The sequence below is a fragment of the Bacillus sp. Bwzl_19 genome (assembly GCF_054900515.1).
On the sequence record NZ_CM142729.1, the window covers coordinates 2,802,536 to 2,826,400 of the forward strand.

Sequence of the window (23,865 nt, forward strand, 5' to 3'; positions counted from 1 at the left end):
ACTCTAAATCCAGTGGTACAAACTAATCTTCTATTACGTAAGACAGCATATCGAGGTAAATTATACGGTACTATCACTAAAGCGTGGCATTTAATTACTTTCATAACGTATAGACAGCTAACGAGGTAAATTGTAGGGATCTCCTCGCTACAAATCCAGCTCTCCTATTACGCAAGGACAGCCAACGAACAAAAATGGTATAATTTCCGTTAAGTTTTACATAGCTTTACGTCCTTCTATTACGCATAGACAGCTAAGACGGCAAAAGTCACTAAATAAACGCTTTGTTAACGGTATTTATTTCGTTAGGTTAACGCCTCTCTCATGATGTATAAACAACTAAGGCGACATTTTATCGTACTTTTTCGTTAGACACCCGTTATTTATTTTGTAGGGCTCTCTAATACGTATAGACAACTGCGTCGAAAAAATATACGGTATGTTACGTCCTTCTATTACGTATAGACAACTAACGGGGTAAATTACACCGTATTATCGTTACTAAGACGTAATTATTTTCGCCTCCTATTACGTATAGACATCTGCGCGGAGAAAAGTTGATACAATATCCAATCCCTCTATTATGTATAGACAGCTAAGCCGGTAAAATGTGTATATAGTCGCTATATCAGGGACAACTCTAAAACACCCTGCATTTCGGGTGAGAAATTAACCAAATACCCTGCATTTCGGGTGATGCACATAATGAGGACCACACTTAGAGCCACAAGGAATTCAGCCGTTTTCTTTCTTGCTGGCATATCTTAATCAGTCGTATTTATTCAGTCTTTAAATATAACGCAATCCACGTACTAGACAATCCGACATTTAAAACATAGCAACTTCCTCAAGTTCAGTCGTTGCAGATATTTATAATCGCGATAGAGGGACTTAAATAAAATAACTGCGGACGCCAAAGCCACGGTTTTTAAGTGGCGAAGGCGAGCCGCTATGTTTTGCTTCTCAGCGTCTTACTTCGATTAGTCTTTCCGGCACCGCCTGCGCAGCCCCGGACCGCCCTTCTATTACGTATGTGTTATCGTCAGTGTTTTGGCTTAGTATTCTGCCGATCATGGCTTCGGCCGACAGCCACGTCAGGCCGCCCACCTTAACGCCCCAATAACGTACAGTTTCGCCTACTTTATACACGGTTTTCGCCTCCCGTGAAAAACATCCGCATGAACTGCGCAACGGTCATATCTGCTATTTCGCGGCCGTCGAGCTTCTTTAGAGCCGCCGTAGCCTTAGCGAACTCAAATGAGAATGATTCCGGGTGCTCATCGTCGTATAAGTGGTATCCGTCATTCTTACGCGTTAGGCCGCCCGTGTCGTAAAACGCAAACCTACCACCGCCCCACGCATCATAGTCGCACAATGCTACCGTATCCGCTGCGATTAAATAGGCGTCGTGGGTTTCTTTATAGGGAAAATCCGCCGATCCGTGTCGGACCAGATGCACCTTCTGTGGTTGGAACTGGCTCATGCCGGTTGCTCCTCCTGCTCACCAAAAAGTTCAAATGCTGCAGCAACACTAATTTCTCCGCAACCAGAACGTGCCCACTGAGATACTTGCGGTAAAAGAGCGAAAAAGTCCTCCGGCTTCAAATTGACATAACGGTCAGCTCCTGCCGGATACACGTTAAACCATCCGACAATTGTGCGTGCATAACGAACTTGCATTTACGCCGCCTCCTTTCGATATTTACCGGCTAAGAACAGCATAAGCTCGACCGCTGACATGGCGGCGATCTCCTCTAAGCTCGGAACAGATCCGCTTTCCGACACCGTATACGCTAGGTCTTCGTGAACTTCCGAAGACCATCCAATCTCTGGTCCGTTTAAGCCTTCATACAGTGAGTAGAGGCAGACTAGTTGCTCGTTTTCCTCAGCATTTGTCATGGTGATTACGTGACCATTCCCGATATTAACTGCGTCAATTTCTTCTTCAAAACGCTTCCCGTCCTCGACCAACCAAAGATGATTTACTTTTACTTTTTCCATTTCGTTTCCCCCTCGATTTTAGTTCCATCCGCAATCTTAGATATAAGGTACAAGAGCACGCTCTAATTCAGTCCGTTCTTTTCTGAATGCTGATCTATCTTCGTGCAGTCGCTTATTATCTGTGCAAAGGTTCGCTAAACGACTGTTTAACGTCGCGGCTTCTTCGACGCTTGCGTCAATTAATTCGAAGCGCACTTTAGCGATTTCGTAACTATTTTTGTGGAAAGCGAGTTCAGCTTCGCACCACTTGCGGTGAATCTCGTCTCTTCTCGCAAACAGGGTCTTTTTAGTCGAATCCTTAAGCGATTGACGTACTTCTTCCGATAAATTGTGCGGTGACTGTAGCGCGTAATCAACGGGGAAAACGTCCAAGACGGTGCCATTCTCAGCTATAACAAGACGGACTTTTTCTTTGTAGTTGTCATATACCGCTTGGCTGCCGCTTGTTGATTCGAGCGACCAAACGAACGCTGCGCCTTGAGCATATTTCGGCAATATGTTCTGTGCTTGCGTTTTTGTAAGACCGAGACGATCTGCCGCATTTTTTACCGCTGGTTTAGAAACACTGTATTTATTCATCGTGAACCCTCCCTTTCTATTGAGAAACCAATCCGAATGAAATCCATAAATGACATATTTGCGAGTTCTGGAAAAAATTTTAGAAATATCCGCATCTGAGTTCATCGACTCCCATATATTTTCCGATGATGTCGTGCCTCATTAACCAGGCGTCAGATACCTCATGTATCGGCAGCCTCGTACCAAAAGCGACTCCGTGCCAGTGAAGTTTCACCTTCTTAGGACTAAACTTTTCCGTCATGCCGACTGCACCTCCTCACCGAATAATTCTCGTGCTAACACGGGCTTAATTTCTGTGCAACCAGCAACTGCTTTTCGGGATACTTGAGGCAATAGCGTAAAGAATTCCTCTGGTGAAAGATTTACGAACTTTGTGACCGAGCCTGCCGGATAAATATTCCACCAACCAACAACAGTTTTTCTATAGTAAATGTTCATTTTCAATTACCTCCTTTAATTTCTCATCAAGACACAACACTGCAATAAGAAGCAAATCGTGCAAAAAGTAACTTAGGGTTAGTAGACTAGAAAATTTTCGCTTCTGATCTGATTGTCTATGCCTTCACTTTTTACTACTGAAGTATAACTTGTTGAGTTAATAATATTACTACAGGAGTAATACGTCAAGAGTTTTTTTCAATTTTAAAAAACACATTTTACTTCTGGCGTTTTACTTGTATAATATGGTTAAAATAAAATTACGGAGGATTAGAGAAAATGCCTTTTGAATTTAAGTTGAACGATATACTGGACGAGCTAAGAATTACAAAAAACAAACTAGCTGTTGAAGCAAAAGTAAGGCCGGCAACCATCGGGGATCTTTGCGAAGGGAAAACCAAACGGATAGAACTCGAAACAATCGAGAAAATCTTATATGTATTAAATAATCTCTCACCAACTAAGACATACACCATCGATGACATTATTCTTTACAACTTGGATATTGAGGACTGATCATAAAATGTTATTTGAAGGCGAAAAACAAGAATGGCTACTCTTTAAGGAGAGGGATCTATCGGTTAGAGTTTTTGAAGGCAATAATACATACGAAGCATACGCGACAATAGCAGGCAAAGGCACGCATGTAGCTCGCGGACTAGAAAAATGGTCCACGATATCCGACGCAATCAAAGGTATTATTCAAAAATAAGGGGGAGTTTTTTTGGATACTATTATTAAACAAATAACAGGTGTCTTTGATGGAGATCCGGTATCAACTTTAGTAGCAACTTCGATATTTATAGTATCAATTTGGTTATACAAACAAATTAAAGATGGTGAGAATTCAGAATTAAAATCGTACAAAGATCTTATTAAGCGTTCTGAAGAAGCCTGTGCCGATATTTTAAGACATGCAGAACTAGCACTCGGAAAAGAAATCAGTGACTCAGAGTTTTATGCTACAGTTAGTGGGTACCTCTCAACTTTAGATCAGGACACCTCTATTGAATTCCAAAATTCGCTTTCTAAGAATACACGCTCAATTAGCGAGTTTAAATTGATTGCTCTAAACAATTTAAATAGACTTAAAAAAGAACACTGTCCATCAAAACCTACAAAAATCGGGGATCAATTTTCCAATTTTATAGGAGACTTATTGATAATATTTAAACCTGTATGGAAGACGGCAATTATTTTGTATTTCATTTTATTTGGAATAGTCTATACTACCACTCTAACGGATGCCGCAGCATTTTTCTGTACAATATCTCTTATAATGATGGTTGTAGGATTAGTTTTTAATTTCTTTGATAAAAGAATTTCTTTCAAAATATTTTTATTATGCCTAGTTATTTTAATAACCTTGTTTTTAATTTCATTTATTGTTCATAATATTATAATCTCAGTTATTCTAATTATTTTAATTTATATCATTATTACACTTATCATGAGGAAATATATTAATAATTGATGTATAAAAGGTTATCCAATGTAAAGACCCGGAGGCGCTGACAAATAGTTGGCGTCTTTTTTATTTTGATTGATTAACATGCTGAATTGTCTTAATATTAAAATGTGTAGTAAATTTTAACCATATGGAGGTTGTTAAATGTCCCAACTCGAAGCAAATGTTAACGATAGTAATCAAATGGTTCTTATCGAAAGTAGAACTATGAGAGACGAGCATGTATACCGTGATGATGTATTAGAAAAAGTTAAAGTTGTCCCTTCTCTTCCTGACACCTTAGAAGTTACCTTCGAAATGGCCGCAGAGTATTACAATGTGCCATATGCCACAATCAAAACAGCAATTTCAAGGAACCGAGCCGAGTTTAACCAGTACGGTGAGCTACGAATCTTAAAAGGAAAAGCATTGAAAGAATTCAAAAGCATGTTTCAAGATGAAACGCTCTTTAAGGGTGCAAGCTCTTTAAACTTGTTAACTAGAAGAGGATTACTTAGGCTCGGAATGATTCTAACTGAGTCTGAAGTCGCAGCATCTGTTCGAAATTACCTCTTAAATATTGAGGAAGGGTCGGACATAAAACTTCGGGAATGGGCAGTAGAACGCGAGATATCCAAAAGAGAAAGACGCCGACTGACAGACTCGATACAATCCTTTTACGAAGGCCCTTCGATGAAAGGGCATGAATATAAAAACTTCACTAATCTTGTATATAAAGTGATTTTTGACTGTAATGCGACTAGGCTTAGAGAAACGTATGAACTTGAGAAAACTGAACCATTGCGAGACTCATTGACTACCGAAGATCTCAAAAAAGTCGTTGAAGTCGAGCAAATCATAGCCTCTTATATCCGGATGGGAAAAGAATATAACGATATCCGCGACGAACTCCTAAATAAAAAAGAAAGGTTTCAATGATTTTAAGACGCTAGTTGGCGTCTTTTTTTATGCACGCGACTCTCAATTACGATAGCCTAAATGATAATGAACACGACTTTATTCGTACAAATCGGGCAAAAACACGACTTTATTCGTACACCCGAAAAGTGGGTTCACGCTTAGAGCCGCAAGGGATACAGCCGTTTTAGTCCGCCAATCACTTCTTAGTCTTGTGAGTCACAAGCCTCCGGAACTACGGCTCCGCCTTCGTCCGGGGTTAACGCAATCAATATATCTATTAATATCTGCGCGTATGTAGGGAACGAAGTGACCGGAATTAGCGCTATGTTTAAGGTACGTACGGACGCACTACGCCGCAAGTCCGAACTGGGGTACGTCGACCTAAAACGATTCACCACGATTTAACCGCGCCTTCCAAGCCGCCTTCCTAATCGGTCTAACCCGCCGAGTTTAAAAAATTATGCGCTAATTAAAAACAGCAGTTGCGGGGATCGTGTTTGGGGGGCTTTGGGGAGCGGGCGATTGAAAATATTCTTTGCGGATGGTTCTGTATACTTCATTCATATAATTGAATAGTGAATTTAACAGAATGAACTTGAGTTACATTCGCAATCATCGACAATCATTGATACAACAACGTTTAAAGACGTTTCGAACGCGCATTGTTTCTTACGTATTTTATGCAACGCTTAAACCGCGCCGTATCAACGTCATGCCGGATGCCCTATGCCGCATACAATGTATAAGATACTGCATACTGGTTATGCGTTAGTGTTACATGCAGTAATACACATGGACGCAATATGTCCCGAATATATTGCGGCCTATTATCCGTCTAATCGTTGATCTGACGCGGTTTGTTGCGCCTTCATTCCTGTGCTACCTACCGCATGCCTACGACTCTGTGCCGTATTGCTGGCGTAACATGCCGCCACCCCATGAGTTCGGGGCGGCCGTCCTCGGTAGGTGCGGCTGGTTACTGTAACTCCTATACTTCGATAGCCTCGTAAGCTGCTTCGGATTCTTCCGCAGTAATGCCGATATACCTCAACGTCTGGGACGTCGTATTAAACTATAATTTTCAAGGTAATTGTCTAAAATTTTTATCCGTATCGTTGTTAACTTTTCTCTTACGACCAGCCTTACTACTGATTTGCACAAGAGGCGAGAATTTATCGTGCTGTTCTTTCAACGATTTTCCGGATAAATGCGTATACCTCTTGATCATTCGAAGATCATTATGTCCAAGTATCATCTGTAAATGCCGAATGTCCCCTCCGGCTTCTAAAAACATTGTCGCTCCTGTATGACGCAACAAATGAGGATGCACGCGCTTTTTGATGCCGGCCCGATCAGCATAGTTGTTCAAACGCTGCCTAAAGTTATTGGTCGTCATCTTCTCACCGTAGTTTGCTAGAAAAACATACTCACTATCGAATTCTTCGTTCTCTTTAATTAGTTCTTTTATAAGCCTCACTGTCCTACCTTGTAAAGGTATTAGTCTTCCTTTTCTGGTTTTCGTATTTGTCCCTTCTAATATTAAAAAGTTTGAAGAAAAGTCTACATTTTCAATTTTCAACGAAAGTATCTCGCCTACCCTACACAAAGAATCGATTAAACAAGTCATAATTACGAAGTCTCGGAATTCTGGATAGGACCTTAGGTATGGTGCAGCTAGTAATTGTCTAAGTTCTGATTTGGTCAATATCTCAATAACATCTTGCGGTTCCGTAAGGAGTTTCAACTTCAAAAAAGGATTTTCCATAGCCAAATCCTCATCGATCAAAAAACGAAAGAAAGTCCGTATGGTCTTTATATAGTCGTTAACTGACCGCGGTGATAACCCTTGAGTCTTATGCTCGTCCAATTTGAAATTATGGCCGTCGAACTTTATTTTATCGTTGATCAGCCACGCGACAAACCCGCGCGCAAAGTCAACGTCAATATGGCGTATGTCCGCGGACACTCCGATCTCCTCCGCGTACTTCGTTAGATACCGACAAGCACGCATGTACTTATCGATCGTTTCCTGAATGACGTTTTCGGCGCGTTTAGCACGCACTAAGCGTTCAAATAATTCCTCTAACGAATAAATATTTGTACGCTCCATTTTCATTTTTCTTTTTACACGTTTACCTTTTCGGTTTTCTGAATGCATAAAAAATCGCCTCCCATTTTGAGATTACCGAAAACAGGCATTAAACATAAGAGTAATAACGAAAAATAACCCTATTTAACTAAATAAAAACAAACATATCCCAATAAAACCCGAACTATAATAGGTAATTAATCCTTAAATACCAACGAAACACGAACGAAAATATCCGCTAACAAAACGACGAATTAACGCACGAAGACGTTAACAAGGCGTTAACGAGGCGTTAACGAATCAAATCGTGCAGCAAATAGCCCATCGAGCATCCGATCCAGTACGCCGTTAAAATAGCCGGCCAAGTTGCGGATAGGCTTCCGTTTAGTCGCTATAAACGTTTGACGAACGGATTCCAGTCCGATTCCTTGAAGAATATCGGCAGCATACACGCCTTTTAAATACGACGTATGCGCAAGGTATATACCGTACAGCTTGCTCGTTAATTTCTGATCGCTGACAAACATATTGACCGCAGACTTAAACGCAGCATACGTATTCTGTAAGAACTTTAATTTACTTTGAGAAATAACAGCTTCGTTTTCCCGTTCCGGCGCTTCCGGCTTTGTCTCCGTTGGCTTTTCGGCTTCTTGGCGGGGTAACACAGACGGAGTAACATCGGCCGCCGGCAGGATAACGTACATATTTGCGCCGTTGCCGCCGGATACTGGCCGGTATTTAATTTCTTTGCGGATAATGCCGAGATTGATTAGTCGTTTAATGGAGCGAATAACGGTTACGCGATGCTTGCCGATTATTTCCGCGATCGTTGCGAGCTTCAGATACGCCACACCCGGCGTTTTCACGGCATGACGGGACAGCGCCTTCAGAACCTCGATTGCGGCAGGCGTTAAATCAGATTTATTTCGGTATATGTGCGTACGGACGGCGCCATTTAGCTCGTCCACTGAACGGAACGACGCCATTTTAGAGGCTTCTTTCGTGTACATACGGCTTTCTCCTCGTTAAGAGACACCGTTCCGTCGGAAAAATGAGCGCGCTTAAATAAACGTAGACAAGTACGCTTTTTTCCGATAAGATAGACGTAGGTTAGGGCGTCCTATCTATCGGAATTTATTTCCGTTGGATGGCGTTCTTTTTTTTTGTATTTTTAGGATTTTTTCTTTCTAATTGTCGCCAACGGTGAAAAGTCATCGTGGCTTCTTCGCATTGCTCTCGTATCCATTTGTATATAACGACGCATTGTTCTAATATCCGACCATCCCCCGATCTTCTGTAACGTGAACGGATCACAACCGTTTAGTATCATCGTTTTAGCCCAAGTGTGACGGTATACGTGCGCTGTAACCTTCTTATCTTTCACCCCGGCTTTTTCCGCATAATACTTCAGCCGCTTATTAAAATGATTTGCGCCCAAGGGCTCACCATAACTGGATAGAAAAATACGATCAGTCGTAAAGTGTGATTTATTTTCTGTGATAAGCTGTAGCAAAAGCTTTACGCAATGAGCAGATATAGGCACTAACCGATGCTTTCTGTTTTTACTAACATCAGCGTTAATCGTTATGAATCGGCTTGAAAAATCTATATCCTTTTCGCGTAGACTCAACAACTCCTCGATGCGAAGCCCGGAATCTAGCAGGCAATTCATAGCGCAGTAATCTCGAAAGCCCACATAATCCCGTAAATTCGGTTGCCGCAATATGTCTTTAATTTCATCATCAGTAAAACAGTTTGTAAGATCGATGTCCTGCCGGAGCAGCTTAACGCGTGCGGTCGGATTTACCTCGATCAACTCTTCGCGGTCAAGGTAATTAAACAGCGCTTTAATTGTCCGCAAATTAATATTTATCGTCGTATCTGAAAGTCCGACTTTATTATCGTCTGATTTTATATACTTGTGCCCGTGATACCGCGGCTTATCGTATTTCATGTAGTTAATATAGTTCCTTAAAATCTCCGTGGTGATCTCATCGATATATGTAACTTCGTAGTTGTCGTTAAGCCATTCGGTAAAATACCGCCACATCTTTTTATAATCTGTGAGTGTTCTTTCGCGAAGTCCTTCCGTTCTTTTACCGGCCAAAGCGATCTCTAATGCTTCGCTAAGTAGTAACCGCGGGTAGTCTTTCTTGGCCGCCGAAACATTCGTGACTCTTCGTCGTTTCTTATTTAACGCCATAATAAAAACGCCTCCCTTAACGATGATTTAAGTTACATCGCTAAGAAAAGCGTCATCAACAATCCTAACAACCGTAAAACAGGGTTGTTTTTATTCCGAATAATAACGATTAATCGCGGATTTTTCACTGCAATCCGTAATCCTCCGATTCAGTTTCCGATTAGATGATCGATTCATATCTCGGAAATAGGATCGAGTAGAAAACGTTGATATACCAACGGTTGAGCCCTTAGCACTCTTCCGGCGTACCGGCATTTTTGGCCGTGCGGAAAGAAGAACCGCAGCCGCAGGAAGCGATTGCATTCGGATTGTCAATGGTGAAACCGCCGCCCATCATGGACTGCTTGAAGTCAATGATGGTGCCGTTCATAATATCAAGGCTTTCGCTGTCGACCAGAACGTTGATGCCGTGCTGCTCGAACAAGCTGTCTTTTTCGCCTTTTTCATGCTCAAAACCCATTCCGTAAGACAGGCCGCTGCAGCCGCCGCCTTTTACGCCTACACGGAGAAACGCGTTTTCTTCTTCGTGCTCTTTCATCATATCTTTTATGTGCAAAGCCGCTGCTTCAGTAATTGTTACGGGAACACTCATGGTATGGCCTCCTTTTTAAAACGAATGCTGTTATCTATTATAAACATGAAAGACCCAATTCTCAAACGAGCTGTTTACAAATAATAGACGCCGCTGCATACGGTTTCGGCGGGGCCTGTCATCAGCACATGCCCGTTGTCCTGCCAATTAATCACAAGGTCGCCGCCGGCTAAATGAACGGTGATATCCCGGTTTCGTTCGGAAACACCGTTCAATACGGATGCGACAGCCGCCGCACAGGCGCCTGTTCCGCAAGCCTGTGTAATGCCGGAGCCGCGTTCCCATACGCGGAAATGCAGTTCATCGGCGCTGACGGTTTCCACAAACTCGACATTGATGCCTTCCGGGAATCTCGGGTCTTTTTCAATGACGGGGCCGAGCGTTGTAAGAGGCGCTTGGCTGATATCGGCAACCGGAAAGACAATATGGGGATTTCCCATTGATACGGCTGTTCCTGAAAGCTCCGTCTCTCCAAAAACAAAGGTTTCATTGATCGTCCGTTCATCTTCATTGCCGAGCATCGGCAGCTCCTTTTTGGTCAGGCGCGGTTCACCCATATCGACGGCAACTTCACTCACAATTCCGTTGTCTACAGTAATGTCTGCTTTTACAAGGCCTGAGAGCGTTTCAATGAAAAAGGACGTTTCTTCTGTCAGCTTATGTTCGTATGCGTACTTTGCCACACAGCGAAGGCCGTTGCCGCAATTTTTTCCTTCTGAGCCGTCATTATTAAAAATCCGCATTTTGACAGGCGCTTTTTCTGACGGACAGATGAGGATCATTCCGTCAGAGCCGATACCCGTATAAACGCTGGACACTTTAACGGCAATCTCAGCGAGCCGTTCTTCCGGCAGCTGTTCTTCAAATTGGTTTACATATATATAACTGTTTCCAAGACCGTGCATCTTGGTAAAACGGAATGAATTCATATCGGCCTCCAACTTTTTTTCTTTTACTTAGTATAAAAGCTCTTCCCCTCGGACACAATACAAATATCCCCCGTTTTTCATACATAAAAGCTCCCTGCATATGCAGGGAGCTTTTATCGTTTACGAAATAAACATGCCGGCAATCGCCGCGCTGAGAAGGTTTGCGAGTGTTCCCGCAATAACCGCCCGTAACCCGAGACGCGCGATGTCCGAACGGCGGCTTGGGGCCAAACCGCCCAGTGTGCCGAGCATAATCGCAATCGAAGAGAAGTTGGCAAATCCGCACAGCGCAAAGCTGATAATCGTAGACGTTTTTTTAGAAAAGTCCGCAATATGAGGACCGAAGTTTGAATAAGCGACAAACTCATTCAGCACAAGCTTTTGTCCGATATAGCTTCCCGCTCCGAGTGCTTCATGCCAAGGAACACCGATAACAAATGCGATCGGTGAAAACACGTAACCGAGAATGGATTCTAATGTAATATGTTTGAAACCGAACCAGCCGCCGATTCCGCCGAGAATTCCGTTCAATACGGCGATGAGAGCGACAAACGCAAGCAGCATGGCGCCGACATTTAAAGCAATCTGAAGGCCTGTGGACGCGCCTTTTGCCGCAGCATCAATCACATTAGCGGCGCCTTCGCCTTCTTCGTCCATATTAAAATCACCTTTTATCGTCTGCGTTTTTTCCGTTTCCGGTATTAATATTTTTCCGAAGACAAGACCGGCGGGAGCCGCCATAAAGCTGGCCGCCAGCAAGTATTCGATCGGAATGCCTAACAGGGCGTAACCGAAAAGCGTCGAACCCGCTACAGCCGAAAGGCCGCTCGTCATAATCGTAAACAGCTCGGAGCGGGTCAATCCCGCAATCAGCGGTTTAATGGCAAGCGGTGATTCAGACTGTCCGACAAAAATATTCGCAGCCGCCGCAAGCGATTCCGTTCTGCTTGTCCCAAGAAGCTTTGAGAGTCCGCCGCCGATGACGCGAAAAATAAGCTGCATAATTTTCAGGTGATACAAAACGGCAATCAGCGCTGAGAAAAAGATAATGACCGGCAGAACGCTCAGCGCAAAAGCCGGGCTGCTGCCCACTTTTAACAGCGGTCCAAAAATAAAGCTGATGCCTTCGTTCGCATAATCAATGAGAAGCTGCACACGGCTTGAGAACCATAAAAATACGGCCCGGCCGGCATCCCACTTTAATACGATGAATCCGAAGGCCATTTGTAAACATAAACCGACAATAACGGTTCGCAGGTTAATTTTGCTTTTCTTTTCTGACAACAAAAAAGCAATGGCTAATATAGCCGCTGCCCCGAGCAGCCCCCAAACGATATTCAATGAATACACCTCTAAAATTTTATTTAAAAAAAGTCTTTATTAAGATAACAATATTTATTTTTGCTGTCTACAAATTTTTTATTTTGCCGAAACCCGGGGCGCTATAAAAAAGAGACCCCGTTCGGAGCCTCTGATTAAAACATCGGATTTTCTTCTATGAATGTATATATGTTGTCAACCAGTTCAGCAGGCGTGTCTCCCGTGACCACTTCGCCGTTAACCAGGGCGAACAGGGATTCCATGCATTTCCCGCAATAGCTTAAACAGCCGTATTCAAGCACGTCCAGATTCGGGTCCTTCTCCAATATCTCCCGTGCTTGTTGGGAACCGCGCGCTAAATTGCTGACACAGAATTCAATCATCGGATTCATGCGGTTTCACCTCACATATGTACCTTATCCTAACGGAATTTCCTCTATTCGTCAAAGATCAGATTTCACGCTCAATGTTATCGTAACATATTAATTCAGGGTAAAGGTTTTACTATTACGTATTTTCTGGTCAATTTGTAGGTTATTTTAAAACTATTATTGTGGTTTTAGATCAAATTCGATATAATTCTAGATGTTATTTTACATAGTTCGTTATTTTGTAACAACATTGACTACCATATTTTTCGGGCAAAAGGGGAATCATTATGAAAAAATTGGTCTTGATCGGCGGGGGTTACGGGAACATGCGGGTGCTGCACCGTTTATTGCCGAACCAGCTTCCGTCAGATATATCCATCACGCTGATTGACAGAAACCCGTATCACTGCTTAAAAACAGAATATTATGCGCTCGCTGCCGGCACGATTTCTGATCATCATATCAGGGTGTCCTTTCCTGAGCATCCGAGTCTGGATGTTCAATACGGTGAGGTGGCTTCCGTTGACACGAAAAACAAACAAGTTCTGTTTCATGACCGCGAACCGATTTCTTACGATGACGCGGTGATCGGACTGGGCTGCGAGGATAAGTATCATAACGTGCCCGGCGCGCCGGAACATACTTACAGCATTCAGACCATTGATCAGTCACGCGAAGCCTATCAAAAGCTGAACAACCTCGGCGCCAATGCATCTGTCGCTATTGTCGGAGCGGGATTAAGCGGCGTGGAGCTTGCCAGTGAATTAAGAGAAAGCCGTGACGATCTGAAGATTATTTTATTTGACCGGGGCGAGCTGATTTTATCAAGCTTTCCGAAAAGGCTCAGCAAGTACGTTCAGAAGTGGTTTGAAGAACACGGTGTCACCATTATCAATAATGCGAATATTACAAAAGTGGAAGACGGCATCGTTTATAATCATGATGAAGCAATATCGGCCGATGCCGTCGTGTGGACGGCGGGAATTCAGCCGAATAAAGCCGTCAGAGAACTGGACGCTGAGAAAGATCCGCAAGGCCGCATCGTTTTAACACCGTATCATAACCTTCCGGGAGATGAACATGTTTATGTCGTTGGTGACTGCGCAAGCCTTCCGCATGCGCCGAGCGCCCAGCTGGCTGAAGCGCAAGCTGAACAAATTGTGCAGATCCTCCTGAAACGATGGAACAATGAAGAGCTGCCGGAAACAATGCCGCAATTTAAGCTGAAAGGCGTTCTCGGCTCACTCGGAAAAAAAGCGGGATTTGGTCTTGTCAACGACCGTCCGCTGATCGGGCGTGTGCCCCGCCTGTTAAAATCTGGCCTTTTATGGATGTACAAGCATCATAACGGCTGATAAAAGAAAGCCGCTGATTGCGATCAGCGGCCAATTTTATGAGCCCGCAACATAGCCGCGCTTTTCCATTTCTTCATATATATCTTTTAAATGCGGATTCCCTTCCCCTACAATGACATCTTCCACCAGCACAAGCGGATAGAAAAATTCATCGTTTCTGATTCGCTCCGCAAGTTCTTCTGTGTCCTTTTGCCGGGGCGGTGTGTCAATATCAATGTACCGCATGTTAAAAGGCTGCTCCGGATATTTCCGTTTCAGCGCCGCCTCCAGCCATTCAAATGTATCTTTGGCGCTCGGCATATTTACACAGCTTGTACAGAGCGTTTCAGCGCCGTAAACACTGAGTGTAACCGGCTTTGTCATGTTTATCATCCCCTTTACACCAGTATACAAAGGACGGGGCTTCTTTTGTATAAAAAACGGTTTTTATGTTCAAGTTTAAATATGCTATAATGGAGAAAGCAGCTTTGCAAACCAAACATTAGATTTTTACCGTTACTGTGAATATAATGGTTTTATGTATATGAAAGGAGCGAATCTCATGACTGAGGTTGAAATGAAAGAGCAAGTACAGGAAGTATTGGATAAATTACGCCCGTTTCTGCTTCGTGACGGCGGTGACTGTGAGCTTGTTGACATAGACGAAGGCATTGTAAAGCTTCGCCTCCTTGGCGCGTGCGGCAGCTGCCCAAGTTCAACGATTACGCTGAAAGCCGGAATCGAACGCGCCCTTCTTGAAGAAGTGCCGGGTGTCGTTGAAGTAGAACAAGTATTTTAATTATAAAACCAGGCTGAATACAGCCTGGTTTTTTATTTTTGCAAATAGTCATCAAACCATGAACGGATATAACGGATGCGTTTCATCCGCTGTTCCGGATGGCCGCTTCTCGACAGCTCGTGCGTGGCTTTCGGAAACCGGATGAACGCCGTCGTTTTGTTTAGTTTCTTCAATGCGGTAAAGAGCTGCTCGGCCTGCTCTATCGGACAGCGGTCATCGCGTTCACCGTGCAGGATCAGAAGCGGTGTCGAAACGCGGGACGCATATTTGACAGGTGAACGATCCCAAAGCTTATCCGCTTCCTCAAACAGATCATGCCCAAGCTGCCAGTCAGTGAAAAAGAAGCCGATATCACTGACACCGTGGAAACTGAACCAATTAGAGATGGAACGCTGTGTGACGGCTGCTTTAAAACGGCCGGTCTGTCCCACAATCCAATTGGTCATAAACCCTCCGTAGCTTCCGCCCGTCACACCGAGACGGCCGCTGTCAATAAACGGATACGCCTGAATGGCCTCATCCACCGCCTGCATGACATCACGGTAATCTCCGCCCCCGTAATCCCCTCTGACACGATTGACGAAATCCTGCCCATAGCCGTGGCTTCCTCTCGGGTTGACATACACGACGGCATATCCTTGTGCGGCCAGTACTTGGAATTCGTGAAAATACGTATGGCCGTACATCATGTGAGGCCCGCCGTGTATGTATAAAATGAGCGGATATGTTTGATCCTCTTCAAAAGCTGCGGGCTTCAAAAACCAGCCATGCACCGTCAGTCCGTCCTGTGTTTCATATTGCATCTTTTCCGGCACGGATATGATATGTTCCTCCGCAAACCGATCATTGTTGTTTGTCAATTGCTTCTCTTCCCCATCTTCAAGCGAAATGCTGTAAAGCTCAGAAGGCCGTTCGGGTTTGACAATTACGGCGATACAGCTTTTCTGATCCGGATGAAAAGCAAAACCGTTCACGTACTCTTCTTCTAATCGGATCGGATATACGAGGCCGTCAATCGAGATATAATAAATCCCGGTGCTTCCCTGCTCGCTGCCGAGGACGTAAAATCCCTGTCCGTCGTTTGTCCATACCGGCCGGGGCGTCACTCCTCCTATAAGTGAATCCGCAATAAGCGCATCGCTCAAATGAACATCCAGCATGTCGGTCAGACAGGACAGCCGCTCATTTTTCACGTCGTACAGCCACGCTTTTACTAAAGTAGCATTGCGAAATTCATTCTCATGGCCCAGCAACGCGATATAAGAGCCGTCCGGTGAAAACACGCAGGAACCGAAAGAACCGCTGTGCGGCGTAATCTGTTTGAGATCTCCGTCCGCCAGATTCATCAGATAGACATCCCTCGGCTTTCCGGCATCACCCGGCTCGCATAAATTGGCGGTAAACGCAAGCTGCTTTCCGTCCGGTGAAAAGGCTGCGTCAAAATGATCCGCTTCATGATCCGTCAGCTGCTGAATCTCCCCCGTTTCAAGATGAATCAGCACAAGCTGTGTCCAGCTTCCGTTCAGCAGGCCTTTCCCGTCACGTTTATATGTTAATGACTGAATGTTTACCGGCTCATATTCGTCTTGCTTCTTTTTTTCTTTCTCATCGGCGCGCTCCGCTGATGTCAGACTGACGGACACAAGCACGGATCTGCCGTCGGGAGCCCATATCGGATCTGCCACGCCCCAAGGAATATCAGCCGCCCGTTCCGCCTCTCCCCCGGCAGCGTCTATGATGTACAGCTGGGGGACACCATCCTCTCTGTCAGAAACAAAGGCAAGGCGCCGTCCGTCAGGCGACCACCGCGGACTTGAATTTTTATTATCCCCGAATGTCCACGGGTTTGAGGTACCGGATTCTGTGTCATATACCATAATGGCTGATGAATAAGAGTCCCGTTTATCATTGACTTTTGTCCGGACGTACGCGGCCCGTCTGCCGTCAGGGGCATATTGGGGATCCGTCACGGATACGAGAGACGCAATGTCCTCCTCGGTTATGAGTTTTTTCAATTGTTTCTCCTCCTTTTCTCTTTTATTTCGCTTCCCTAAATAAAATTCCTTCTCCAGAAAAAGAAAGCGTCCTTCTCTTATGGGAAGAACGCTTTTTACCATTATACACTTTTGATCTGCTCTAAATGATTCCGTTCAATTATGCTTCCTTCTGACGGGACGGTAAGCGCTGCAATCTCGCAGTGCGGAAAATGTTGAGAAAGGTGTTTTCTCAGCTCTTCTCCCTTTCCTTTTGCAGTCAGGACAAGAATCGTCGGGCCCGCTCCGCTCAGCGCCGTCCCGTAAGCGCCTTTCATTTCGGCCGCATGCTCCACCTTCGAAAGCTCAGGAACAAGCATGGCACGGTACGGCTGATGCAGCATGTCTTTTCTCATCATTTTCCCCGCAAGCGCCCAGTCATTTGACATGATTGCGGCAACAAGGAGGTTGCTGACGGCGCTCGCTTTAACGGCGCGGCGATACGGCAGCTCTTTCGGGAGCACGTCTCTTGCGTCCCTTGTCAGAACTTCGTAAAACGGAATGACTGCAACAACGTCGATATCCGCCTCGGCAACACGCACGATATGTGTTTCATCTTCTTCGTGGAGGCCGATCACAAGCCCTCCTGCGAGGGAAGCAGCGGCATTATCAGGGTGCCCCTCTTCAAGACTGGCTAAGTGCAGCTTGTCGGCTTCTGACAGCTGCAGGCCGCATAATTCATCCGCAAGCTCAATAGCGGCGACGATAGCGGCCGCGCTGCTGCCGAGTCCCCGCGCAAGGGGGATGTCACTCCATACTTTGACATGTACGGGAGGCAGCTCTTTCTGACAGCGGTCAGCCGTCCGTTTGGCGACCTGGTAGATGAGGTTGTCCGTTCCTTGAGGGATGCCCGCGACAGTTTCGGTTTCCGCCGAAAACTTCCATTCATCATGTCGGAAAACCGATAGCTTCAAATATCTGCTGAGCGCCATCCCGACGGAATCAAACCCCGGTCCTAAGTTGGCGGTGCTTCCCGGAACCGTAATGGAAAACAGCATCTCCGCCTCATTCATACACGCGCCGCTCCATTTAAGTATTCCAGAATATTGTCTTCATTCGTCGGCAGCGTGACCGGTTTTAATTCAGATACGTCTACAGCCGTGTTCGGATCTTTCAGGCCGTTGCCGGTCAAGACTGCGACAACCTTGCTTCCTTTTGGAATTTCACCGGATTTGACCTGTTTTAAAACGCCGGCGATGGATGCACAGGAGCCCGGCTCGGCAAATACGCCTTCTTCACGGGCAATCAGCTGATAGGCATGAAGAATTTCTTCATCTGTGACCTCATCAATTTTTCCGGCTGATTCTTTTGCTGCGAGAACGGCTTTGTCCCAGCTGGCCGGGTTTCCGATCCGGATTGCCGTTGCAACGGTTTCAGGATTTTTAATGACCTCGCCGCGGACGATAGCTGCAGAACCTTCCGCCTCAAAGCCGCGCATCTTCGGAAGTCCGGTGCCGTTTTTCTCATGATATTCTTTGAACCCTTTCCAATAGGCCGTGATATTCCCTGCGTTTCCTACCGGGATCGCCAGAATGTCCGGCGCTCCGCCGAGCTGTTCGCATACTTCAAAGGCCGCTGTTTTTTGCCCTTCAATCCGGTAAGGGTTTACTGAATTCACTAATGCAATCGGAGCTTTTTCACAAATCGACCTGACGATGGCCAGCGCGTCGTCAAAGTTTCCGTCAATCGCGATGATTTCCGCTCCGTACATGACGGCCTGCGCAAGCTTTCCGAAGGCGATTTTCCCGTCCGGAATGATGACGATGCATTTCATGCCGGCTCTCGCCGCGTATGCCGCAGCCGCCGCAGAGGTGTTGCCCGTTGAGGCGCACATGATCGTGTCATTGCCTTCTTCTTTCGCTTTGGCGACCGCCATGACCATGCCGCGATCTTTAAAGGAGCCCGTCGGATTAACGCCCTCTGTCTTCACATGCAATTCAACTCCGAGCTTTTCAGAAAGCTTCGGAAGGTGAATGAGCGGCGTGTTGCCTTCATGCAATGTCAGAGCCGGCGTCTGATCCGTTACCGGCAGAAATTCTTTATATTGATGAATGAGTCCTTTCCACATTAGCTCCAACCGTTCCCTTCTACGCGATATGTGCTTTTGACTTCTTGTACGACTTCAAGATCATTTAAGTTTTGCAGAATGTCGCTGAAATCCTCTTCTGACGTGTGATGCGTGACAATCACGATTTCCGCGAGATCGTCATGGCCTTTGATCGGCAGCTGCAGAATTTTTTCAAAGCTTACGCCGCGCTCTGAGAAGGCGGATGTGATTTTTGAAAAGGAGCCGACTTGGTCTTTGACGTGAATCCGTAAAAACTGCTGGGCGTAGATATCTGACGGCTGCTTCAGATTTCTTTCAAACTGCGGCGCGACAAAGCTGTTTCCGTTTACGCCGAGACGCATGTTCTTCATAACCGCGACAAGATCGGAAACGACTGAAGTCGCAGTCGGCATGCTTCCTGCTCCGGGCCCGTAAAACATCGTTTCGCCGACGGCTTCTCCGTACACGTAAACGGCATTGTACTCGTTATGCACCGCAGCGAGCGGATGATGATCCGGAAGCAGTGTCGGCTGAACGCTGACCTCGATTTTATTGTCATCACGCTGGGCGATGCCGATCAGCTTCATTGTGTAGCCGAGCCGTTTGCTGAAACTGATGTCTTCATCCGTAATGCGGGAAATCCCTTTTACTTTGACATCATCCAGATCGACATTCATAGAGAAACCGAGACGGGCTAAAATTGCCATCTTGCGCGCGGCGTCCAGTCCTTCTACATCGGCGGTCGGGTCCGCTTCCGCGAATCCGAGATCCTGCGCTTCCTTCAGCACTTCTTCATACGGGCTTTTTTCTTTAATCATTTTCGTTAAGATGAAGTTCGTCGTTCCGTTGACGATCCCCATCATTTTTGTAATCCGGTCAGAGGAAAGCCCTTCTTCGAGCGTGCGTAAAATTGGGATTCCGCCGGCGACACTCGCTTCATAATACAAGTCACAGCCATTTTCCTTTGCGGCGGCTAAAAGCTCCGAGCCGTACACAGCGATCAGATCTTTATTCGCGGTCACCACATGCTTTTTCGCACTCAAGGCGTCGAGCAGGTATTGCTTCGTCTGTTCGACGCCGCCGATGACCTCAATAATCACATCGACTTCAGGATCATCGATCACATCATAGACTTCTGTCGTCAGCACTTCTTTCGGCAGGTCTGCTTCTCGTTTTTTATCAATATCTTTAACTAGCACTTTTTTTATCGTCACCGGACAGCCGACCTGGTGCATAAGCTTATCCTGATGATCTTGTATAATTTTGACGACACCGCTTCCCACGGTTCCCAGTCCTAACAGTCCAATACGAATCGCTTCCAAAGAAACTCCACCTTTCTCCCTTTTGTCCACTAGAAAAGGACAATTGTTAACCCTCCACAGACATTTAAGTTACAAATATTATATAAGCCTGTTTTTGTTTTGACAAGCGGCTGAATATTGGTTATACGGTCATGAAAACGCTTAACACATTGATATGACAAGATTCTCTATTTTCCAAATATTTTTACGTCATATCTTCTTACGAATTTCTTCCTTTTCCGAGCCAAGCCACAGGCGGGACAAAAATCTGCGCCGATCTGACATTCATCATGTCGTGACAGGTCTGTAAAAACTGTTCATAACGGGTGCAGTCAGCAAGAATGTAGTCAAGCTGCTCTTCGTAAAAGTGCTTTTCAGAATCATGAGAGATATAATAGCTCTCCACCGTCTCGAAAAAATGGAGCGGAAACAGCAGCCGGCTGTAAAACAGGCGTTTTGAAAAGGAGGATAACGGCGTAATTTGCTCATATTCCTGCAAAAACAAAAACCCGTCATTAAGCAAGTCGTCACGGTGATACAAATATGTGCTGCGCATATATTCCGCAATATCACGGGCTGCATGGTCGAATACCCAATCCCCCGGAATGCGGATCAATGATTCAGCAGACCAGGTATCCCGCTCCATCCGCTGATGGCAGATCGTCCCCGAGTCTTCCGCGCCGGGATTGTCATCCAGCTCCGTATCCACTAAATATTGAATGGCGTTTTCCGCTAAGCCTGAATAATAAGGAAATGCTTCGATCATTTTCTTTTCGAACGGTTCAAGCGGAGACATATGAATTTTCTGCATCCAGAATGATTCCAGCTGATCCACCCGTTTCCCCCATAAGTCCTTCCATTGGCCGATCCTGCCCGCTTCTTTCACTTCATACGGAAAGCCCCGCCCTTTTCTGTGGAATTCGGCAAGCTCCCCGCCGACAGAAAACGGCCGGTTTGAGACTGGAATCGGCGCTTTTAAGAGCGCATACGTTTTGCCTTCGTCCTCAAAGGTCAGCTCTCCTTCCTTCGTAAAGATAAACACGGAAACGTATGGGTCACTTTGTTCTTGTAAATACTGACTCATGTAATAAAGCTCGGTCAGCTCCGATTGCGTAAAGCCGGAGACGGGAATAATAAGAAAGAAGGAATTGGGCGTCTGAAAGCATTGGTATTTCTGATAAACGGAAAGCTGTCTGACGTGGATGCCGTATTTTTCTTTAATGATGCTTTTCATCATAATCACCTGCCTGAAAAATTAGAGCTATTCACATCGTAGTCATACGCCGGCGGAATTATGAATACATATTGTATTCCTTTGAACGAAGAGGAGAAATATCGTACACATCGGAAGGGTGCTGTATAAACTAGTAAAAAAGATTGGGTGAAACAAATGTCAGAAAAGGAACAACTGAATCAGGTGGAAGCTGTCGCCAGAGCGCGTTTAAAAGAACGGGGGGTTGAGACGGACGATATTGCCGATCTTGTGTATTTCCTCCAGAAAAAATATCATCCTGATTTGACGATGGAGGAATGCAGGCTCAATGTAGACCGTGTCATCGCAAAACGCGAGGTGCAAAACGCGATTTTAACGGGTATAGAATTAGATGTGCTCGCCGAACAAAAGAAGCTGTCTGAACCGCTTCAGACCATTCTGGCGATTGATGAAAGCCTGTATGGGGTCGACGAGGTGCTCGCCTTCTCTATCGTGAACATATACGGCTCGATCGGCTTTACGAATTACGGTTACATTGATAAAGAAAAACCCGGCATTCTCGGGCGTTTAAATGATAAATCAACGGGCGAATGCCATACATTTCTCGATGATATCGTCGGCGCAATCGCAGCAGCGGCTTCAAGCCGGCTTGCTCACAGCGCCAGAAATACAGAATAAGGACGGCCGTAATGGCCGTCCTTTTTTTATAGATGTTCAATCCATTCGGTTAAGGAATCAATCGCATATGTCGGCTTCTGGTCATAACCGGCCATATGTTCACGCTTTGTCACACCCGTGTGAACCAGCAGCGTGTCCATCCCCGCGTTGATGCCGGCCATAATATCCGTTGCATAGTTATCGCCGACCATGAGTGTTTCGGAAATATCCGTTCCGAGCACACGCATCGCCTGTTCCATAATAATGGATTCAGGCTTGCCGATAAAGACAGGCTCAACGCCCGTTGACACCGTCAAAACGGACGTCAGTGAACCGTTCCCCGGCAACAGCCCTCTTTCGGTCGGAATGGCGACGTCGCCGTTTGTTGAAATAAACCGGGCGCCGTTTCTGATCGCAAGGCATCCCGTTGCCAATTTTTCATATGTAATGCCGCGGTCGATTCCCACAACGACAAAGTCCGCGTTTTCTTCTCCGAAGCTCAGCCCGTTTTCTTCAATGGCCTGGCGGATGCCTTCTTCGCCGATTACATATACCGATGCATCTTTTTTCTGCTGGGCGATATGCTGCGCAGTCGCCATGCTCGTCGTGAAGACCTGTTCTTCAGATGCCGGAATGTCAAAGCTCATCAGCTTGTCCGCCACCTGCTTCGGCGTCCGGGAAGAATTGTTCGTCACAAATAAATACGGAATGCCGCGCGCTTTAAGCGTTCTCACGAATTCACACGCTTCTTCGATTTTTTCCGTCCCGTTGTACATTGTGCCGTCCAAATCAATCAAATATCCTTTATAATCCTTCATACTCAACACTCCTGTGGATTTTCTCACTTGTTGTTATTTAAATGCGGAAACAGGACCTAATTCTGTTTCAAGGTAGGTTCTTACTCGGACCGGAAAGGCTTTCAGCACGTCCTTGTTTGACGTGATCAACGCAAACAGTTCCTGATGATCGGCGTGCTGATATTCCTGGACAAGCTGCTTTCTGGAAGAAATCAATTGCTTCAGCTTATTTCCTTCTTCTTCAGCTACCACCTTTTCATCCGTCAGAATATCCATGATGTCATCATAGCTGCCCGGATCGCGCATGATAAAGCCGTCAATCATATCATTTCCGACATCGAGAATGCATTCGATCATAAGATGGCTGATCCGCTCAAGCGCCCGTTTTTCGATCTCGCTCTGCCATGCCGGCGTGCTATCAAACAGCGCCAGCTGGTTCTCAAAAAAACGGAGTGTTTGTTCGATTTTATTTCTGTCAACAAAATACACGTGACAGCATCCCCTTCTGCATCAATTATTTTCTGATTCGTTTTAAAACAAAATACGCGCAGCCGAAATTGCAGTATTCATAAATATATTCGTCCAATGTGCTGATTTTCGTTTCAAAGGTTGCTTTTTGATTCTGGTCATCAAAGAAGCCTTTGAGCCGCAGCTGACTGTATCCCCAGTCTCCCACAATGTAATCATATTTATTTAATATGTCTGAATAGCGGGCTTTGAACGCTTCTTCATTAAAGCCGTTTTTAAAATCATGTACGAGTTCAAACTCGGCATTTTGAATAAGAATCATGTCT

At 45.4% G+C, this 23,865-nt stretch carries 29 protein-coding genes; 6 read left to right on the top strand and 23 right to left on the bottom strand.

Features of this window, described 5'->3' with window-relative positions:
* Nucleotides 1-963: 963 nt before the first annotated feature.
* From ACW5MY_RS14890 to ACW5MY_RS14920, 7 genes are all read right to left on the bottom strand, one after another.
* Entirely contained in the window at nucleotides 964-1,149 is a 186-nt protein-coding gene (locus ACW5MY_RS14890) for a hypothetical protein (RefSeq protein ID WP_094247058.1), read from the bottom strand.
* Nucleotides 1,142-1,483: a hypothetical protein gene (locus ACW5MY_RS14895; RefSeq protein WP_289393872.1), complete on the bottom strand. Its 342-nt coding sequence runs from the start codon at nucleotides 1,481-1,483 to the stop codon at nucleotides 1,142-1,144. The genes ACW5MY_RS14890 and ACW5MY_RS14895 overlap by 8 nt, the downstream gene beginning before the upstream one ends.
* On the bottom strand, nucleotides 1,480-1,680 hold the full coding sequence (locus tag ACW5MY_RS14900; RefSeq protein WP_268540558.1) for a hypothetical protein: 201 nt from the start codon (nucleotides 1,678-1,680) through the stop codon (nucleotides 1,480-1,482). The genes ACW5MY_RS14895 and ACW5MY_RS14900 overlap by 4 nt, the downstream gene beginning before the upstream one ends.
* The gene (locus ACW5MY_RS14905; RefSeq protein WP_268540557.1) at nucleotides 1,681-2,001 is read right to left on the bottom strand and encodes a hypothetical protein; all 321 of its coding nucleotides are present in this window, start codon (nucleotides 1,999-2,001) and stop codon (nucleotides 1,681-1,683) included.
* Between the two features lie 36 nt (nucleotides 2,002-2,037).
* Complete coding sequence (locus tag ACW5MY_RS14910) at nucleotides 2,038-2,580, bottom strand: hypothetical protein (protein WP_268540554.1); 543 nt, start codon at nucleotides 2,578-2,580, stop codon at nucleotides 2,038-2,040.
* Nucleotides 2,581-2,659: 79 nt separating this feature from the next.
* On the bottom strand, nucleotides 2,660-2,821 hold the full coding sequence (locus ACW5MY_RS14915) for a hypothetical protein (RefSeq protein WP_268540552.1): 162 nt from the start codon (nucleotides 2,819-2,821) through the stop codon (nucleotides 2,660-2,662).
* Nucleotides 2,818-3,018, bottom strand: coding sequence for a hypothetical protein (locus ACW5MY_RS14920; RefSeq protein WP_268540550.1), 201 nt, complete (start codon nucleotides 3,016-3,018; stop codon nucleotides 2,818-2,820). Before ACW5MY_RS14920 ends, ACW5MY_RS14915 begins: the two co-directional genes overlap by 4 nt.
* Nucleotides 3,019-3,297: 279 nt before the next feature.
* On the opposite strand from ACW5MY_RS14920, the gene ACW5MY_RS14925 reads away from it, so the two are divergent.
* The 3 genes from ACW5MY_RS14925 (at nucleotide 3,298) to ACW5MY_RS14935 (ending at nucleotide 5,404) form a co-directional block, all read left to right on the top strand.
* Nucleotides 3,298-3,534, top strand: coding sequence for a helix-turn-helix domain-containing protein (locus tag ACW5MY_RS14925; protein WP_190664606.1), 237 nt, complete (start codon nucleotides 3,298-3,300; stop codon nucleotides 3,532-3,534).
* Nucleotides 3,535-3,742: 208 nt separating this feature from the next.
* The gene (locus ACW5MY_RS14930) at nucleotides 3,743-4,492 is read left to right on the top strand and encodes a hypothetical protein (RefSeq protein WP_190664607.1); all 750 of its coding nucleotides are present in this window, start codon (nucleotides 3,743-3,745) and stop codon (nucleotides 4,490-4,492) included.
* 138 nt (nucleotides 4,493-4,630) lie between these two features.
* A complete protein-coding gene (locus ACW5MY_RS14935; protein WP_013351554.1) occupies nucleotides 4,631-5,404 on the top strand; it encodes a hypothetical protein in 774 nt (257 codons plus the stop codon).
* Between the two features lie 1,063 nt (nucleotides 5,405-6,467).
* On the opposite strand, the gene ACW5MY_RS14940 is transcribed toward ACW5MY_RS14935, so the two are convergent.
* The 7 genes from ACW5MY_RS14940 to ACW5MY_RS14970 all read right to left on the bottom strand — a co-directional run bounded on the left by ACW5MY_RS14940 (nucleotide 6,468) and on the right by ACW5MY_RS14970 (nucleotide 12,911).
* Nucleotides 6,468-7,544, bottom strand: a complete 1,077-nt coding sequence (locus ACW5MY_RS14940) for a tyrosine-type recombinase/integrase (protein ID WP_125122407.1) — start codon at nucleotides 7,542-7,544, stop codon at nucleotides 6,468-6,470.
* 212 nt (nucleotides 7,545-7,756) lie between these two features.
* Nucleotides 7,757-8,485, bottom strand: a complete 729-nt coding sequence (locus ACW5MY_RS14945) for a helix-turn-helix domain-containing protein (RefSeq protein ID WP_289393876.1) — start codon at nucleotides 8,483-8,485, stop codon at nucleotides 7,757-7,759.
* Between the two features lie 161 nt (nucleotides 8,486-8,646).
* On the bottom strand, nucleotides 8,647-9,678 hold the full coding sequence (locus tag ACW5MY_RS14950; RefSeq protein WP_147785979.1) for a tyrosine-type recombinase/integrase: 1,032 nt from the start codon (nucleotides 9,676-9,678) through the stop codon (nucleotides 8,647-8,649).
* A gap of 229 nt (nucleotides 9,679-9,907) precedes the next feature.
* The gene (locus tag ACW5MY_RS14955) at nucleotides 9,908-10,270 is read right to left on the bottom strand and encodes a HesB/IscA family protein (RefSeq protein WP_013353444.1); all 363 of its coding nucleotides are present in this window, start codon (nucleotides 10,268-10,270) and stop codon (nucleotides 9,908-9,910) included.
* Between the two features lie 74 nt (nucleotides 10,271-10,344).
* Complete coding sequence (gene dapF, locus ACW5MY_RS14960) at nucleotides 10,345-11,199, bottom strand: diaminopimelate epimerase (protein WP_013353445.1); 855 nt, start codon at nucleotides 11,197-11,199, stop codon at nucleotides 10,345-10,347.
* Between the two features lie 120 nt (nucleotides 11,200-11,319).
* Complete coding sequence (locus tag ACW5MY_RS14965) at nucleotides 11,320-12,540, bottom strand: NupC/NupG family nucleoside CNT transporter (RefSeq protein ID WP_013353446.1); 1,221 nt, start codon at nucleotides 12,538-12,540, stop codon at nucleotides 11,320-11,322.
* Nucleotides 12,541-12,674: 134 nt separating this feature from the next.
* Complete coding sequence (locus tag ACW5MY_RS14970) at nucleotides 12,675-12,911, bottom strand: YuzB family protein (RefSeq protein ID WP_014470978.1); 237 nt, start codon at nucleotides 12,909-12,911, stop codon at nucleotides 12,675-12,677.
* 266 nt (nucleotides 12,912-13,177) lie between these two features.
* On the opposite strand from ACW5MY_RS14970, the gene ACW5MY_RS14975 reads away from it, so the two are divergent.
* The gene (locus ACW5MY_RS14975; protein ID WP_013353448.1) at nucleotides 13,178-14,245 is read left to right on the top strand and encodes an NAD(P)/FAD-dependent oxidoreductase; all 1,068 of its coding nucleotides are present in this window, start codon (nucleotides 13,178-13,180) and stop codon (nucleotides 14,243-14,245) included.
* A gap of 36 nt (nucleotides 14,246-14,281) precedes the next feature.
* Here the strand turns inward: ACW5MY_RS14975 and ACW5MY_RS14980 are convergent, their stop codons facing one another.
* Nucleotides 14,282-14,608, bottom strand: coding sequence for a YuzD family protein (locus ACW5MY_RS14980; protein WP_013353449.1), 327 nt, complete (start codon nucleotides 14,606-14,608; stop codon nucleotides 14,282-14,284).
* 79 nt (nucleotides 14,609-14,687) lie between these two features.
* Here ACW5MY_RS14980 and ACW5MY_RS14985 point away from each other — a divergent pair, with 79 nt between their 5' ends.
* Nucleotides 14,688-15,023: a NifU family protein gene (locus tag ACW5MY_RS14985; protein WP_171866182.1), complete on the top strand. Its 336-nt coding sequence runs from the start codon at nucleotides 14,688-14,690 to the stop codon at nucleotides 15,021-15,023.
* Nucleotides 15,024-15,055: 32 nt separating this feature from the next.
* On the opposite strand, the gene ACW5MY_RS14990 is transcribed toward ACW5MY_RS14985, so the two are convergent.
* The 5 genes from ACW5MY_RS14990 to yutH all read right to left on the bottom strand — a co-directional run bounded on the left by ACW5MY_RS14990 (nucleotide 15,056) and on the right by yutH (nucleotide 21,641).
* On the bottom strand, nucleotides 15,056-17,038 hold the full coding sequence (locus ACW5MY_RS14990; RefSeq protein WP_041915624.1) for a S9 family peptidase: 1,983 nt from the start codon (nucleotides 17,036-17,038) through the stop codon (nucleotides 15,056-15,058).
* A 101-nt stretch (nucleotides 17,039-17,139) separates the two neighbouring features.
* A complete protein-coding gene (thrB, locus tag ACW5MY_RS14995) occupies nucleotides 17,140-18,069 on the bottom strand; it encodes a homoserine kinase (protein WP_013353450.1) in 930 nt (309 codons plus the stop codon).
* The gene (gene thrC / locus ACW5MY_RS15000) at nucleotides 18,066-19,124 is read right to left on the bottom strand and encodes a threonine synthase (protein WP_014470982.1); all 1,059 of its coding nucleotides are present in this window, start codon (nucleotides 19,122-19,124) and stop codon (nucleotides 18,066-18,068) included. Before thrC ends, thrB begins: the two co-directional genes overlap by 4 nt.
* Nucleotides 19,124-20,425: a homoserine dehydrogenase gene (locus ACW5MY_RS15005; RefSeq protein ID WP_013353452.1), complete on the bottom strand. Its 1,302-nt coding sequence runs from the start codon at nucleotides 20,423-20,425 to the stop codon at nucleotides 19,124-19,126. Before ACW5MY_RS15005 ends, thrC begins: the two co-directional genes overlap by 1 nt.
* Before the next feature lie 199 nt (nucleotides 20,426-20,624).
* Complete coding sequence (yutH, locus tag ACW5MY_RS15010; protein ID WP_014472214.1) at nucleotides 20,625-21,641, bottom strand: spore coat putative kinase YutH; 1,017 nt, start codon at nucleotides 21,639-21,641, stop codon at nucleotides 20,625-20,627.
* 153 nt (nucleotides 21,642-21,794) lie between these two features.
* Between yutH and ACW5MY_RS15015 the strand changes: the two genes are divergently transcribed.
* Nucleotides 21,795-22,295 carry a phosphatidylglycerophosphatase A family protein gene (locus tag ACW5MY_RS15015; RefSeq protein WP_013353454.1) on the top strand — a complete coding sequence of 167 codons (501 nt, stop codon included), beginning with the start codon at nucleotides 21,795-21,797 and terminating at the stop codon, nucleotides 22,293-22,295.
* Nucleotides 22,296-22,321: 26 nt separating this feature from the next.
* Here ACW5MY_RS15015 and ACW5MY_RS15020 read toward each other — a convergent pair whose 3' ends face one another.
* Genes ACW5MY_RS15020 through ACW5MY_RS15030 form a run of 3 tightly spaced genes read right to left on the bottom strand, consistent with a single transcriptional unit; the run spans nucleotide 22,322 to nucleotide 23,861 of the window.
* Entirely contained in the window at nucleotides 22,322-23,092 is a 771-nt protein-coding gene (locus tag ACW5MY_RS15020; RefSeq protein ID WP_013353455.1) for a TIGR01457 family HAD-type hydrolase, read from the bottom strand.
* Between the two features lie 33 nt (nucleotides 23,093-23,125).
* Nucleotides 23,126-23,560 (bottom strand): DUF86 domain-containing protein, encoded by a 435-nt coding sequence (locus ACW5MY_RS15025; RefSeq protein WP_013353456.1) that lies wholly within the window; start codon nucleotides 23,558-23,560, stop codon nucleotides 23,126-23,128.
* Nucleotides 23,561-23,585: 25 nt separating this feature from the next.
* Nucleotides 23,586-23,861, bottom strand: a complete 276-nt coding sequence (locus tag ACW5MY_RS15030) for a YutD family protein (RefSeq protein ID WP_003151928.1) — start codon at nucleotides 23,859-23,861, stop codon at nucleotides 23,586-23,588.
* Between the last annotated feature and the right edge of the window lie 4 nt (nucleotides 23,862-23,865).